Source organism: Streptomyces sp. NPDC045956 (genome assembly GCF_056430705.1).
On the sequence record NZ_JBWKKZ010000003.1, the window covers coordinates 459,590 to 473,632 of the forward strand.

A 14,043-nucleotide genomic window follows, 5' to 3' on the forward strand; every position below is an offset into this window, starting at 1 on the left:
CGTGGGACTCATCTCGGAGGTCCTGCTGCTGCCGCTCGCCCCGGCGCGCGGCGGCGCCTGGGCCATCAGACAGGTGCTGAACGAGGCCGAGCGGATCTACTACGACCCCGCCACGGTCCGCGCCGAACTTGCCCGGCTGGAAGAGCAGCTGGAGGCCGGCGAGATCACCGAGGAGGAGTTCGACCGCCAGGAGGACGGACTTCTGGACCGGCTGGAGATCGCTACGCGCACGAGCGCGGGATTGGGCAACGGGACGGCGCCATGAATCGAGTGGGACTCGGCCTCGCGGTAGGGGCCGGCTATCTGCTGGGACGTACGAAGAAGCTGAAACTCGCGGTCGCCGTGGGCACCATGGTGGCGGGCAAGAAGATGAACCTGACCCCGAAGGGCATCGCGGAGCTGGTCTCCACGCAACTGCAGAACAACCCGCAGTTCAAGGAGATCGGGGACCAGCTGCGCACCGACCTGCGGGGCGTGGGCAAGGCCGCCTCGGGCGCCATGGTCGAGCGGCAGATCGACGCGCTCGCCGACCGTCTGCACGGGCGCACCGCCCAGGTGCGCGACCAGCTCTCCGGCGTGGCGTCCAAGGCGCCGGGCGTCGGCTCCCGCGACTCCGGGGACTCGGAGGACTCGGAGCCGTACGAGGAGTACGACGACGAGCGCGACGCGTACGACGACCGCGAGGACGAGTCCCCCGAGGACGCCCACGAGGACGAGCACGAGTCCGAGGGGCGGGGCCGGGAACGCCGCGAGCCGCGCGGCGAGCGGGCCGCGAAGGCGGCTCCCGACGGGGCCCGCAAGGCGGCCAAGAAGGCGCCGGCGAAGAAGGCCGCCGCCAAGGCCCCCGCCAAGAAGGCCGCCGCGAAGCGGGCCCAGCCCGCCAAGAAGGCGGTCGGGAAGAAGACCACCGGAGCCAGGAACGCCGCCCGCGGCGCCGGCCCCCGGCAGACGAAGGGCGGTGGTGAGCGATGACCGACACCCTCGGTTCCGCGGCTTCCACCGCGGGCAAGGCGGCGAAGAACAACCCGCTCGCCGACGTCGCCCGGAGCGAGGCGGCCGACCGGCTCAAGGCGGAGGTGCAGGAGTACCTCGCCGCCCAGGTCACGCGGCTGCTGACCGGCGTCGGCACCAAGCTCGGCGAGACCACCGGCAAGCTGAACGACATAGCCGAGGGCAACAGCCCCGGATTCGCCAAGCTCGCCCTCGACGGCGGCCGCAAGCTCGCCGAGGGCAAGGGCCCGATGCGGGCCGCGTTCGAGGTCGGCGCCGGCAAGGTGAAGGACAACGTGGTGGGCGCCTTCAAGAACCTCGCCGGCGGCAGGGGGCGCAAGAAGGGCGGCGGGGGCCAGAAGCCGACCGTCATCATCGAGTACGTCGACGTCGGCGTCCCCCTGCGCACGGCCTACGACCAGTGGACCCAGTACCAGGACTTCAGCACTTTTGCCAAGGGGGTCAAGAGCGCCAACCGCGCCGACGACACCTCGTCCGACTGGCAGCTGAAGGTCTTCTGGTCCAACCGCAGCTGGAAGGCGAAGACCACCGAGCAGGTGCCGGACGACCGGATCTCCTGGACGTCGGAGGGCGCCAAGGGAACCACCAAGGGCGTCGTCAGCTTCCACCAGCTCGCCGACAACCTCACCCGCGTCATCCTGGTCATCGAGTACTACCCCAAGGGCCTGTTCGAGAAGACCGGCAACATCTGGCGCGCCCAGGGCCGCCGGGCCCGCCTCGACCTGAAGAACTACGTCCGCCACATCACCCTCAAGGGCGAGGCGGACGACGGCTGGCGCGGGGAGATCCGCGACGGCGAGGTCGTCCGCAGCCACGAGGACGCCGTCGCCGAGGAGCAGGAGCAGGAGCAGGAGGGGCAGGACGAGCAGGACGAGCCCGAGGGGCAGGCGCACGAGGACGACCGGGAGGACGACGAGCCCGAGGAGGAGTACGAGGACGAGGAGGAGCCGCACGCCGAGGAGGAGGGCGAGGCGGACGCCGAGTACGAGCAGGAGCCGGAGGAGGAGTCCGAGGGCGAGCCCGAGGAGGAGTACGAGGAGTACGAGGAACCGGAGGGCGAGTACGAGGAGCCCGAGGGCGAGTACGAGGAGGACAAGGAAGCCGGGGAGGACGAGTACGCGTCCCGTGAGGAGCACGAGGACGCCGGCAGCGGGAGTCGTCGATGACCACACCCAGCCGACTGCCCGACCCCTATGGCCAGGGACAGAGCGCCAATCTCGCCGACATCCTGGAGCGGGTGCTCGACAAGGGGGTCGTCATAGCCGGCGACATCCGGATCAACCTGCTCGACATAGAGCTGCTCACGATCAAGCTGCGGCTCATCGTCGCGTCCGTGGACAAGGCCAAGGAAATGGGCATCGACTGGTGGGAGAGCGACCCCGCCCTCTCCTCGCGCGCCCGGCGCGACGAACTCACCCGGGAGAACGCCGAACTGCGTGAACGCCTGCGCGAGCTGGACCCGGGCCGCGTACCGAGGGAGGCACCGTGACCGGACTGCGGTACGTGTACGCCGTCTGCCGCCCCTTCGGCGCGGCCCTGCAGTCCCAGCTGACGGGGGTGGCGGGCGATCCGCCCCGCCTGCTGCCCCACGGCGACCTCGTCGCCGTCGTCAGCCACGTCCCCGAGGCCGACTTCTCCGAGGAGGCGCTCCGCGCCCACCTGGAGGATCTGGACTGGCTCTCCGGGACCGCCCGCGCCCATCAGCAGGTCATCGACGCGCTCACCGCCGTCACCACCCCGCTGCCGCTCCGGCTGGCCACCGTCTTCCGGGACGACAGCGGCGTGCGCGTGATGATGGAGGAGCGTGCGGAGACCTTCTCGGACCGGCTGGACCGGCTCGAAGGGCGCGTGGAATGGGGCGTCAAGGTCTACGTCGAGCCGGATCAGGAGCGGGCCTCGGGGCCGGCGCAGGCCGCCCCGAAGCCCGCCTCGGGCCGGGACTACCTCCGGCAGCGGCGCATGCAGACGCGTGCGAACGAGGACCTGTGGACCAGGGCCGAGGGCTTCGCGACGCGGCTGCACGAGACGCTCTCGGACCGGGCCGACGACGCGAGGCTGCACGCCCCGCAGAACCCGAGCCTCTCCGGTGCCACCGGACGCAACGTCCTCAACGCCGCCTATCTGGTGCGGCGCGACGTGTCCGAGGAGTTCGTGGAGATGGTGGACCGGACGAAGGACGACGTCCCCGGCATGCGCGTGGAACTCACGGGGCCGTGGGCCGCCTACTCCTTCGCCGGCGAGGAGAGCCCGGGGGAGGCGTCGTGACCGTCGTCGAACGCCGTGAAATAGCCCTGGTGGACCTGCTCGACCGGCTGCTCGCCGGCGGCGTGGTCATCACCGGTGACGTCACCCTGCGCATAGCCGACGTCGACCTGGTCCGCATCGACCTGAACGCGCTGATCAGCTCGGTCAACCGCAACGTCCCCTCACCGTTCGGGGACTGACGTGAGCGATCATCCCGAGCCCCGCAAGCGCCTCGACCTGGAACCCGACACGGTCGAACGCGACCTGATCAAGCTGGTGCTGACCGTGGTCGAGCTGCTGCGCCAGCTCATGGAGCGCCAGGCGCTGCGCCGGGTCGACGAGGGCGACCTCAGCGAGGAGCAGGAGGAGCGGATCGGGCTCACCCTGATGCTCCTCGACGACCGCATGACCGAACTGCGCGACCGCTACGGCCTGCGGCCCGAGGACCTGAACCTGGACCTCGGGCCGCTGGGACCGCTGCTGCCCCGGGAGTGATCCGGCCGAGCGGCCGCCCCGCCGACGCGCGGGCCCGGAACTCCCGGGCCCGCGCGTCGGCGCGCGACGCGGCGGTCGGGCAGGGGACGCACCCCTGCCATCAGGCCGTACCGGCGCCGGAGGCGCTCAGACGCGGCAGAGGATCTCCCCGTGCAGCACGGCGAACCAGCCTTCCGGCCGCTCTCCCCATTCCCGCCAGGCCGCCGAGACGGCGCGCAGCCGTTCCGTCGTCGCATGGCCGCCCTCGACGGCGCGCCCGGCGTACGCCGACTCCAGGGTGCGCTCCGCCCACAGGCCGCTCCACCACTCCCGTTCGGAGGGGGTGGAGAAGGTCCAGGTGGAGGAGGTCGCGGTGATGTCGGTGAAGCCCGCTTCGAGGGCCCAGGCCTTCAGCCGGCGTCCGGCGTCCGGCTCGCCGCCGTTGGCGCGGGCCACCCGGCGGTACAGGGCCAGCCAGTCGTCCATGCCCGGCGAGGCCGGGTACCACGTCATGGCCCCGTAGTCCGAGTCGCGGACGGCGACGATCCCGCCCGGCCGCGCGACCCGCCTCATCTCCCGCAGCGCCCGCACCGGGTCGCCCACGTGCTGGAGCACCTGGTGGGCGTGGACCACGCAGAAGGTGTCGTCCGGGTGGTCCAGCGCGTGCACGTCGGCCACCGCGAAGTCGGTGTTGGCCACCCCGCGGTCGGCGGCCGTCGCGCGGGCCCTCTCCACGATCTCCGGCGCCCGGTCCACCCCGGTGACGTGCCCGTCGGGGACCAGGGCGGCGAGGTCCGCGGTGATGGTGCCCGGACCGCAGCCGACGTCCAGGATCCGCATGTCGGGTTCGAGCGAGCCGAGCAGGTGGGCGGCGGAGTTGGCGGCGGTGCGCCAGGTGTGCGAACGGAGCACGGACTCGTGGTGCCCGTGCGTGTAGACGGCGGTCTCCCGAGGCTTCGGCATGGTGGTCTCCCGGCTCTCCCGACGGTGCGGACACCGTACGCCCCTGGGCCGGATGGTGAGATGTGCGTATCGTGATGTGGACTGACGAGGCGTCAGTAAGCCGGGAGTGGTCAGGAGAGGAGTCCCGTGCCGGGCAGCGGCCGGTACACCGTGAGCGCCTCGGGCAGCTTCTCCAGCGTCAGGTCGCCCTCCGTCTCCGTCAGCTCCCCGTCGAACGCCATCAGCGTGCCGGGCGCCACCCCGGACAGACGCAGCCGGCCCACCTGCACCGCGGCGTGCGCGGGGGAGCGGGTCAGCGGTCCCGCCAGGGCCGCGGACAGCAGCCGCAGCGCAGGGCGGCGGCCACCGTGCACCACCCGCACGTCCAGCTGCCCGTCCGCCAGGTCGAGCCGGCGGCCCGAGGCGATGCCCCGGCGGTGGTACGTGCCGTTGCCCGCGAACAGCATCCACAGCGGACGCCTGCGGCCCCGCACCTCGGCCTCCAGGGGGTGCCGGTCGGCCCGCAGCACCCGTACGGCCGCGAGCACACCGGCCGGCCAGCCGCCGATCCGCGACGACCAGCGCTCCCGCTCCCGCACCAGTTCCGGGTACACGCCGAGGCTGAAGGTGTTCAGGAAGACGCCGCGCTGCCCGCCGGAGGCGAACCGGCCCACGTCGACCCGCACGCCCTCGCCCCGCTCCAGCGCCCGGCACAGGTCCTTGACGTCCTCGACGCCGAGGTCGTAGGCGAAGTGGTTCAGCGTGCCCCCGGGCAGCACCGCGAGCGGCAGCCCGTGGCGGAGCGCGATCTCGGCGCCCGCGTTCACCGTGCCGTCGCCGCCGCACACGCCCAGCACCCGGGCACGGCCCGCCGCCTTCTCCAGCTCCTCCCGCACGTCCTGCGGCTCGCACTCGACGACCTCCGCCTCGGGCAGCGCGTCGCACAGCGCCCGCACCCGGTCCGAGGTGCCCGAGCCGATGTTGGCCACCATCACCAGCCCCTCGCCCCCCGACAGCGCCGGCACCTCGGCCTGCGGCCGGGCCGGCGGCGTCAGCTGCGCCCGGGTGGGCACCATGCCCCGCACGGCGAACGCGGCCCCCACCCCGAGGGCCGCGCCGGCCACGACGTCGCTCGGGAAGTGGACGCCGGTGTAGACGCGGGACAGGACGACCGCCGCCGCCACCGGGGCCACTGCGGCCCCCCACGCCGGGGACTCCAGCGCGACCCCGGTCGCGAACGCGGCGGCCGACGCGGCGTGCCCGGACGGGAACGACGTCGTGATCGGCTGCCGCTTCAGCTGCCGGACCAGCGGCACCGGGTCGAGGACGGGCCGGGCCCGACGCACCGAGCGCTTGCCGAGAGTGTTGATCGTCAGCGAGGCCAGGCTCAGCGAGGCGAGACCCCGGGCGGCGGCGCGACGGGCCCTGGGCGTCCGGGACGCGGCCAGCGCGGCGGCCGCCGCGAACCACAGCACACCGTGGTTGGCGCTGCGGCTCAGCCGGGGCAGCAGGGGATCGGCACCGGGCCAGGTACGGGCGGCCACGGCCTCGAACGCACGCTGGTCCAGGCGCAGGAAACCGTTGCGGACCGGGTGCGGGCCGGGCGTGAGGGCGGTGAGGTCTACGTCGGGACTCATGCCTCCCGCCTACCCTGCGGGCGGCGTTTCCTGCGGGTGGCGCGCCCCACGTGCCCCGGCCCGCGTCCGCGGCGGGCCAAATGGGTTTGCCCCGGGAGCGGTGCGAGCCGCAGAATCCGGTCCCATGGGCCATCTCGAAGCCGCACACCTGGAGTACTACCTCCCCGACGGGAGGGCGCTGCTCGGCGACGCGTCGTTCCGGGTGGGGGAGGGGGCCGTCGTGGCCCTCGTCGGCCCCAACGGAGCGGGCAAGACCACCCTGCTGCGGATGCTGGCGGGCGAGCTGAAGCCGCACGGCGGGACCGTCACGGTCGGCGGCGGGCTCGGGGTGATGCGGCAGTTCGTGGGCTCCGTCCGGGACGAGACGACCGTGCGCGACCTGCTGGTGTCGGTGGCGCCGCCCCGCATCCGCGAGGCCGCGCGCGCCGTCGACACCGCCGAGCACGGCATCATGACGGTCGACGACGAGGCCGCCCAGATGCGCTACGCGCAGGCGCTCGCCGACTGGGCCGAGGCGCAGGGCTACGAGGCGGAGACCCTCTGGGACATCTGCACCACCGCCGCCCTGGGCGTGCCCTACGAGCGCGCCCAGTGGCGGCAGGTGAGCACCCTCTCCGGCGGTGAGCAGAAGCGGCTGGGGCTGGAGGCCCTGCTGCGCGGCAACGACGAGGTACTGCTCCTCGACGAGCCGGACAACTACCTCGACGTGCCCGGCAAGCGCTGGCTGGAGGAGCGGCTCGCCGAGACCCGCAAGACGGTGCTGTTCGTCTCCCACGACCGGGAGCTGCTCGCCCGCGCCGCCGAGAAGATCATCTCCCTGGAGCCGGGCCCCGCGGGCGCCGACGCCTGGGTGCACGGCGGAGGCTTCGCCTCCTTCCACGAGGCCCGGCGCGAGCGCTTCGCCCGCTTCGAGGAACTGCGCCGCCGCTGGGACGAGAAGCACGCACAGCTCAAGAAGCTTGTGCTGAACCTCCGTCAGGCGGCCGCGGTGAGCCACGAGATGGCCTCCCGCTACGCCGCCGCCCAGACCCGGCTGCGCAAGTTCGAGGAAGCCGGCCCGCCGCCCGAGCCGCCGCGCGAGCAGGACATCAGGATGCGCCTGAAGGGCGGCCGCACCGGCGTACGCGCCGTCACCTGCGAGCAGCTCGAACTCACCGGCCTGATGAAACCCTTCGACCTGGAGGTCTTCTACGGCGAACGGGTCGCCGTCCTCGGTTCCAACGGCTCCGGCAAGTCGCACTTCCTGCGACTGCTCGCCGGCGCCGAGGTGGCGCACACCGGGAACTGGAAGCTCGGCGCGCGCGTGGTGCCCGGTCACTTCGCGCAGACCCACGCCCACCCGGAACTGCTCGGCCGCCCCCTCCTGGACATCCTGTGGACCGAGCACTCCCAGGACCGGGGCGCCGCCATGTCCCGGCTGCGCCGCTACGAGCTGACCCAGCAGGCCGAGCAGCCCTTCGACCGCCTCTCCGGCGGCCAGCAGGCCCGCTTCCAGATCCTGCTGCTGGAACTCCAGGGCGTCACCGCGCTCCTGCTCGACGAGCCGACCGACAACCTCGACCTGGAATCGGCCGAAGCCCTCCAGGAAGGCCTGGAGGGCTTCGAGGGCACGGTCCTCGCCGTCACCCACGACCGCTGGTTCGCCCGCTCCTTCGACCGGTACCTGGTCTTCGGCAGCGACGGCCGGGTCCGCGAGACGGCGGAGCCGGTCTGGGACGAACGGCGCGTGGAGCGGGCCCGCTGACGCCCGCCCGGGCGGTCACTTCCAGCGCAGCAGCGCCCCGAGACCGCCCACCGGGGCCTTGTCCGCCGCCTCCGACGGCAGGGCCGGCGTCACCGAGATCGCCGGGGCACCGGTCATCACCGCCGAGCGCAGCAGGGCATCGTCCGCGCGGGCCGACCAGGAGGTCTGCTCGCCGAGCGTCTTCAGCTCCGTACGGCGCACCGCGAGCTGGTCGGCGTCCTCGCCCACCCACACCTCGCGGTGGGTGTCCGGGCCGTCGGGGATGATCAGCAGCTCGTCGATGCGGTGCTCACGGGCCGCCTCCACCAGCGCGGGCACGCCCTCCGCCGCACCGGCCCGGCCCTCGCCGTCCGGGGTGCGGGCGGCCAGGAACCGCTCCAGGTCCTCCCGCGCGCGCGAACGGACGTGGTCGACGCGCAGCCCTTCCACCTCGTCGTCCAGCAGCCTGCTCCCGGCGCCGCGGGAGGCCTCGGCGATCCGGTCCCGCAGCCGCTCGGGCATCCGCCGGTGCACGGACCGCCGCTCCCGGTCGTCGCCCACCAGGATCATCAGGTCGGCGCCCGTCTCCTCCTGGCAGACGGCGAGCGCGTCCGCGATCTCCGCCGCGTTGTGCTCCCAGGTGTTCTCCACCCGCAGCTGGAAGTGGCGCTCGGACCAGTCGGCGCTGCTCGTGCGGTGCACCGGCCACTTCCGGCCGGTCACGCCGCCCGCGTCCGAGCTGCCCAGCGCACTGCGCAGCTCGAAGTCGGCACCCTTGCGGTCGATGTACGCCACCACGCACACCGGGTCCTCGCCGGCCAGGTCCAGCAGCGGCGCCACGTGCGGCAGCGGTGCCCAGTCGGCGGTGGTCCCGCCGTACGGGGGCCGGGCCAGCGGAGGATCCAGGACCACCCGGCCGCCGCACGCGAACAGGGCCCGCCCGTGCGGATCGGTGGCGTGCCGCAGCCCGTCCACGGCCTCCCGCACCGCCTCGCAGGTCGCCTCGTCCGCGCCCTGGGCCGCCAGCTCCCGGGCCACCGCGGCGGCCGTCAGCTCCCGCTCGTGGGCGGTGTCCTCCGCGTGCCGGGACAGGTCGACGTACACCGAGGCCCAGGGCCCCTGATGCTCGTAGAGGGGGTGCAGAAACGAGAGATCCATGGGGCTGCCCTCCCGGGTGCCGCTCGGGGGTGGTAGTGCTCGGGGGCGGGTACCCGGACCGCATGAACGAACACGACACGCGTGAGGCCACCGCGACCGGTGTGGACCCGGGCCGCCTGGACGACCAGCAGCTCATGAAGGAACTGGAGACCATCCACCGCACGCGCCACGACACCCTGCTCTACGGGTCGAACGACGCGCTGCGGGCCCACAACGACCGTATGGCCCAGCTGGAGGGCGAGTGGCTGCGCCGCAACCCCCGGCGTCCGGTGGCCGCGGGCCGCACCCGTGAGGGCGCCCGCGAACGCGGCTGCGGGGAGGCCACCGCACCCGGCGTCTGAGCGCCGGCCCGGTGGCCTCCCCGCGGCCCGGTCGGACCCGGTCCGTCCGTCAGCCGTCCGCCTTGGCGAACTCCGCGAGGAACGTCTCGCAGAACGCCTTGAGGTCGTCCGGCTTGCGGCTGGTGATCAGCACGTTGTCACCGTGGTCGCAGACCTTCACCTGTTCGTCGACCCAGGTGGCGCCCGCGTTGGTGAGGTCGGTCCGCAGACTCGGCCACGAGGTCAGCACCCGGCCGCGTACGACGTCCGCCTCCACGAGCGTCCACGGCGCGTGGCAGATGGCGGCCACCGGCCTGCCCTGCCGGAAGAAGTCCCCGACGAACGCGACGGCCTTCTCGTCCATGCGCAGGAAGTCCGGGTTGGCCACGCCGCCCGGCAGGACCAGCCCGCCGAAGGACTCGGCGGACGTGTCGCCCACCACCTCGTCCACCGGGAACGTGTCGGCCTTGTCGAGGTGGTCGAAGCCCTGGACCTCACCGGACTGCGTGGAGACGAGCACGGGCTCGTGACCCGCGTCCTTCGCCGCCTGCCACGGCTCGGTCAGCTCGACCTGCTCCACGCCCTCGGGCGCGGTCAGAAATGCGATACGCATGGGGTCGGTTTCCTTTCCGGGTGCTCCGGCCGGTGTCGCCGCCCGCAGCACCTGTGTCGTTCGGCCGTGTGATGTGGTCCGGCCGTGCGCGGCCCCCTGATGCCGGCGAGAGGGCCCCGGCGGGGCCCCGGGCCCCCGGCCGGACCGCCGGGGGTGACCGTCGGCGGACGCGGGTGCGCACCGCCTTTCGGCGCTAGGCGCCCCGGGTACCGGCGGACCCGGACCCGCCGTCGTCGGTCAGGGCCATCGCCAGTTCCTGCACGTTGTCGTAGCGCGCCTTGTGCGGCAACCGTTCCAGGCCCTCGACGAGGGCGTCCGGCGCATGGCCGCGGCGCAGGGCCCGGCCCAGTTCCCGAGGGCCCGCGGGGAAGGTGCCCCGGGTCAGGTTCCGGGCCAGTTCGAGCCGCAGGGCCTCCAGGTACGTCGGTCCGCGGCCCGGCGTCACCGGCCCGTACATGACGTCCGGGTCGTCCTCGGCAGCCGGTTCCGGGTCGTTCCACTCCTCGGTGCGGGTGGAGTGCCCGGACCTGAGCAGACCCTGGAGTTCGTGCTTCATCTCGTCGTCGCGGTGGACGCTCATCCGGTCGCTGCCTCGCTGCATGTCTCCCTCCAGATCCTTCGGGGTGCCGACCGCGTACCCGGACACCGCGCACCGACACGGATTCGTCCGGACGGGTCCGGTCCGATGCGGCCCGGCCTCCCACCGACACGGTGCGTGGCCGCCCGAGCACCCCGGGTTTGCCCGGCGGGGCGGGGGAACCCGGCCCGCGCACCACCCCCCACGCCCACCCCTTCTCGGGAAGGACGGACCATGGCGGTGCTGCTCGCTGTCTTCATCCCGGTCCTCATGCTCGGCGTGGTCCTGGGCCTGGGCCGCTACGAGGAACTGCTGCTCCCGGGCTCCGCCCCGCCGCCCCAGGACGCCGAGCCGGCCGTGGCCGGGCCGGCCGATCAGTAATCGAGAAGCGGGAGTCCCCGCGCCCCGTCTAGCGTGTCACTGCCGACCCGCCGACGGAGGAGACCCGATGAACAGCGCCAGAAGGACGGACACGCGGCAGGCCGCACCGCATGTCGCCGACAGCCACGACCTGATCCGCGTGCACGGCGCCCGGGAGAACAACCTCAAGGACGTCAGCATCGAGATCCCCAAGCGGCGGCTGACGGTCTTCACGGGCGTCTCCGGCTCGGGCAAGAGCTCCCTGGTGTTCAACACGATCGCCGCCGAGTCGCAGCGGTTGATCAACGAGACCTACAGCGCCTTCGTGCAGGGCTTCATGCCGAACCTGGCCCGGCCCGAGGTCGACGTCCTCGACGGCCTCACGACCGCGATCATCGTGGACCAGCAGCGGATGGGCGCCGACCCCCGCTCCACGGTCGGTACCGCCACCGACGTCAACGCGATGCTGCGCATCCTCTTCAGCCGGCTGGGCGACCCGCACATCGGCCCGCCCAGCGCCTACTCCTTCAACACCGCCTCCGTCCGGGCGAGCGGCGCGATCACCGTCGAGCGCGGCAACAAGAAGGCGACCAAGGCCACCTACGAGCGCACCGGCGGCATGTGCACGCACTGCGAGGGCCGCGGCACGGTCTCCGACATCGACCTCGGCCAGCTCTACGACGACTCCAAGTCGCTGGCCGAGGGTGCCTTCACCATCCCCGGCTGGAAGTCCGAGAGCCAGTGGACCGTCCAGGTCTACGCCCAGTCCGGCTTCGTCGACCCCGACAAGCCGATCCGCGAGTACTCCGAGCGGGAACTGCGGGACTTCCTCTACGGAGAGCCGGTCAAGGTCAAGGTCAACGGCGTCAACCTCACCTACGAGGGCCTGATCCCGAAGATCCAGAAGTCGTTCCTGTCCAAGGACAAGGAGGCGATGCAGCCGCACGTCCGGGCGTTCGTCGAGCGGGCCGTCACCTTCACCACCTGCCCCGAGTGCGACGGCACCCGGCTCAGCGAGGGCGCCCGGTCGTCGCGGATCGGGAAGATCTCCATCGCCGACGCCTGCGCCATGGAGATCCGCGACCTCGCCGCCTGGGTCCGCGGACTCGACGAGCCGTCGGTGGCGCCGCTGCTCACCGCGCTGCGCGACACCCTCGACTCCTTCGTGGAGATCGGCCTCGGCTACCTCTCGCTGGAGCGGCCGGCCGGCACGCTGTCGGGCGGAGAGGCCCAGCGCGTCAAGATGATCCGCCACCTGGGGTCCTCGCTCACCGACACCACGTACGTCTTCGACGAGCCCACCATCGGCCTGCACCCGCACGACATCCAGCGGATGAACGACCTGCTCCTGCGGCTGCGGGACAAGGGCAACACGGTCCTCGTCGTCGAGCACAAGCCGGAGGCCATCGCGATCGCCGACCACGTCGTCGACCTCGGCCCCGGCGCCGGCACCGCGGGCGGCACCGTCTGCTTCGAGGGCACCGTCGAGGAGCTGCGGGCCGCCGGCACCGTCACCGGCCGCCACCTCGACGACCGGTCCTCCCTCAAGGAGACCGTCCGCGAACCCACCGGCGCCCTGGAGATCCGCGACGCCACGCGGCACAACCTCCAGGGCGTCGACGTCGACGTCCCGCTCGGCGTGCTCTGCGTGGTCACCGGTGTGGCGGGTTCCGGCAAGAGCTCCCTGATCCACGGCTCGGTCCCGGCCGGCGCGGACGTCGTGTCGGTCGACCAGAGCCCCATCAAGGGCTCGCGGCGCAGCAACCCGGCGACGTACACCGGGCTGCTCGAACCGATCCGCAAGGCCTTCGCGAAGGCCAACGGGGTCAAGCCGGCCCTGTTCAGCGCCAACTCCGAGGGCGCCTGCCCCACCTGCAACGGCGCCGGCGTCGTCTACACCGACCTGGCGATGATGGCGGGCGTCTCCGCGCCCTGCGAGGACTGCGAGGGCAAGCGGTTCCAGCCCGCGGTGCTGGAGTACCGGTTCGGCGGCCGGGACATCAGCGAGGTGCTGGCGATGTCGGTGGACCAGGCCGAGGAGTTCTTCGGCGCCGGCGAGGCCCGCACCCCGGTCGCGCACAAGATCCTGGAGCGGCTCGCCGACGTCGGGCTCGGCTACCTCACCCTCGGCCAGCCGCTCACCACCCTCTCCGGCGGCGAGCGGCAGCGGCTGAAGCTCGCCACGCACATGGGCGACAAGGGCGGGGTCTACGTCCTGGACGAACCCACCACCGGACTGCACCTCGCCGACGTCGAACAACTCCTCGGGCTGCTCGACCGGCTCGTCGACTCGGGCAAGTCCGTCATCGTCATCGAGCACCACCAGGCGGTCATGGCCCACGCCGACTGGATCATCGACCTCGGCCCCGGCGCCGGCCACGACGGCGGCCGGATCGTCTTCGAGGGCACCCCCGCCGACCTCGTCGCCGGCCGCTCCACCCTCACCGGCGAACACCTCGCGGCCTACGTCGGCGCCTGACGCCCGACCCGACCCACGACGCCGGGCCCGTCGTCACCCCACCACGGGCCAGGCGCTGTGGGATCGTGGTGGGGTGACGACGCTGGAGGACCTGGCCAGGCTGCGCCGGGCCCGTGACCTGATGGACCGCGAGTACGCGAAGCCGCTCGACGTGCCGGCCCTGGCACGCGTGGCACTCATGTCGGCGGGCCACTTCTCCCGCAGCTTCCGCGCCGCCTACGGGGAGACGCCCTACAGCTACCTGATGACCCGCCGCATCGAGCGGGCCAAGGCGCTGCTGCGGCGCGGCGACCTGAGCGTGACCGAAGTCTGCTTCGAGGTCGGCTGCACGTCGCTCGGGTCCTTCAGCTCCCGGTTCACCGAACTGGTCGGCGAGAGCCCGAGCGCCTACCGGGCCCGCGACCACTCGGACGGCGCCGCCGTCCCCGCCTGCGTGGCCAAGATCTACTCCCGACCGGTCAGGAACGGAGAAGCGAGGCCCGCCGGGCCGCCCGTAGCGTGAAGC

Annotated in this window: 17 protein-coding genes; 12 read left to right on the forward strand and 5 right to left on the reverse strand. The window is 72.9% G+C overall.

What is annotated here, in order from left to right; translation table 11 throughout:
- The first annotated feature begins 1 nt into the window (after position 1).
- Genes AC07FV_RS11060 through AC07FV_RS11090 form a run of 7 tightly spaced genes read left to right on the forward strand, consistent with a single transcriptional unit; the run spans position 2 to position 3,750 of the window.
- Positions 2-265: a gas vesicle protein GvpG gene (locus AC07FV_RS11060; protein ID WP_356606967.1), complete on the forward strand. Its 264-nt coding sequence runs from the start codon at positions 2-4 to the stop codon at positions 263-265.
- Entirely contained in the window at positions 262-972 is a 711-nt protein-coding gene (locus AC07FV_RS11065) for a DNA primase (protein WP_479086329.1), read from the forward strand. Before AC07FV_RS11060 ends, AC07FV_RS11065 begins: the two co-directional genes overlap by 4 nt.
- Positions 969-2,177: an SRPBCC family protein gene (locus AC07FV_RS11070; RefSeq protein WP_479086330.1), complete on the forward strand. Its 1,209-nt coding sequence runs from the start codon at positions 969-971 to the stop codon at positions 2,175-2,177. Before AC07FV_RS11065 ends, AC07FV_RS11070 begins: the two co-directional genes overlap by 4 nt.
- On the forward strand, positions 2,174-2,500 hold the full coding sequence (locus AC07FV_RS11075) for a gas vesicle protein (RefSeq protein ID WP_053139604.1): 327 nt from the start codon (positions 2,174-2,176) through the stop codon (positions 2,498-2,500). Before AC07FV_RS11070 ends, AC07FV_RS11075 begins: the two co-directional genes overlap by 4 nt.
- Entirely contained in the window at positions 2,497-3,276 is a 780-nt protein-coding gene (locus tag AC07FV_RS11080) for a GvpL/GvpF family gas vesicle protein (protein WP_479086331.1), read from the forward strand. Before AC07FV_RS11075 ends, AC07FV_RS11080 begins: the two co-directional genes overlap by 4 nt.
- Entirely contained in the window at positions 3,273-3,455 is a 183-nt protein-coding gene (locus tag AC07FV_RS11085; protein WP_003972471.1) for a gas vesicle protein, read from the forward strand. The genes AC07FV_RS11080 and AC07FV_RS11085 overlap by 4 nt, the downstream gene beginning before the upstream one ends.
- Before the next feature lies 1 nt (position 3,456).
- Entirely contained in the window at positions 3,457-3,750 is a 294-nt protein-coding gene (locus AC07FV_RS11090; RefSeq protein WP_356606958.1) for a gas vesicle protein K, read from the forward strand.
- Between the two features lie 126 nt (positions 3,751-3,876).
- On the opposite strand, the gene AC07FV_RS11095 is transcribed toward AC07FV_RS11090, so the two are convergent.
- Both AC07FV_RS11095 and AC07FV_RS11100 read right to left on the reverse strand, forming a co-directional pair.
- A complete protein-coding gene (locus tag AC07FV_RS11095) occupies positions 3,877-4,692 on the reverse strand; it encodes a class I SAM-dependent methyltransferase (RefSeq protein ID WP_479086333.1) in 816 nt (271 codons plus the stop codon).
- A 110-nt stretch (positions 4,693-4,802) separates the two neighbouring features.
- Positions 4,803-6,308 (reverse strand): phosphatase PAP2 family protein, encoded by a 1,506-nt coding sequence (locus tag AC07FV_RS11100; protein ID WP_479086335.1) that lies wholly within the window; start codon positions 6,306-6,308, stop codon positions 4,803-4,805.
- A 124-nt stretch (positions 6,309-6,432) separates the two neighbouring features.
- Here AC07FV_RS11100 and AC07FV_RS11105 point away from each other — a divergent pair, with 124 nt between their 5' ends.
- Positions 6,433-8,052 (forward strand): ABC-F family ATP-binding cassette domain-containing protein, encoded by a 1,620-nt coding sequence (locus tag AC07FV_RS11105; RefSeq protein ID WP_479086336.1) that lies wholly within the window; start codon positions 6,433-6,435, stop codon positions 8,050-8,052.
- 15 nt (positions 8,053-8,067) lie between these two features.
- On the opposite strand, the gene AC07FV_RS11110 is transcribed toward AC07FV_RS11105, so the two are convergent.
- Positions 8,068-9,189: a baeRF2 domain-containing protein gene (locus tag AC07FV_RS11110; protein ID WP_479086338.1), complete on the reverse strand. Its 1,122-nt coding sequence runs from the start codon at positions 9,187-9,189 to the stop codon at positions 8,068-8,070.
- 62 nt (positions 9,190-9,251) lie between these two features.
- On the opposite strand from AC07FV_RS11110, the gene AC07FV_RS11115 reads away from it, so the two are divergent.
- Positions 9,252-9,530: a DUF6158 family protein gene (locus AC07FV_RS11115; RefSeq protein ID WP_384692418.1), complete on the forward strand. Its 279-nt coding sequence runs from the start codon at positions 9,252-9,254 to the stop codon at positions 9,528-9,530.
- A gap of 49 nt (positions 9,531-9,579) precedes the next feature.
- On the opposite strand, the gene AC07FV_RS11120 is transcribed toward AC07FV_RS11115, so the two are convergent.
- Both AC07FV_RS11120 and AC07FV_RS11125 read right to left on the reverse strand, forming a co-directional pair.
- Positions 9,580-10,122 carry a type 1 glutamine amidotransferase domain-containing protein gene (locus AC07FV_RS11120; protein ID WP_479086340.1) on the reverse strand — a complete coding sequence of 181 codons (543 nt, stop codon included), beginning with the start codon at positions 10,120-10,122 and terminating at the stop codon, positions 9,580-9,582.
- Positions 10,123-10,315: 193 nt separating this feature from the next.
- A complete protein-coding gene (locus tag AC07FV_RS11125; protein ID WP_479086341.1) occupies positions 10,316-10,723 on the reverse strand; it encodes a DUF2795 domain-containing protein in 408 nt (135 codons plus the stop codon).
- Between the two features lie 210 nt (positions 10,724-10,933).
- Here AC07FV_RS11125 and AC07FV_RS11130 point away from each other — a divergent pair, with 210 nt between their 5' ends.
- The 3 genes from AC07FV_RS11130 (at position 10,934) to AC07FV_RS11140 (ending at position 14,040) form a co-directional block, all read left to right on the forward strand.
- Positions 10,934-11,080 (forward strand): hypothetical protein, encoded by a 147-nt coding sequence (locus tag AC07FV_RS11130; RefSeq protein WP_479086342.1) that lies wholly within the window; start codon positions 10,934-10,936, stop codon positions 11,078-11,080.
- Between the two features lie 67 nt (positions 11,081-11,147).
- A complete protein-coding gene (locus AC07FV_RS11135; protein ID WP_479086344.1) occupies positions 11,148-13,538 on the forward strand; it encodes an ATP-binding cassette domain-containing protein in 2,391 nt (796 codons plus the stop codon).
- Between the two features lie 73 nt (positions 13,539-13,611).
- On the forward strand, positions 13,612-14,040 hold the full coding sequence (locus tag AC07FV_RS11140; protein WP_356612404.1) for a helix-turn-helix transcriptional regulator: 429 nt from the start codon (positions 13,612-13,614) through the stop codon (positions 14,038-14,040).
- Positions 14,041-14,043 lie beyond the last annotated feature (3 nt).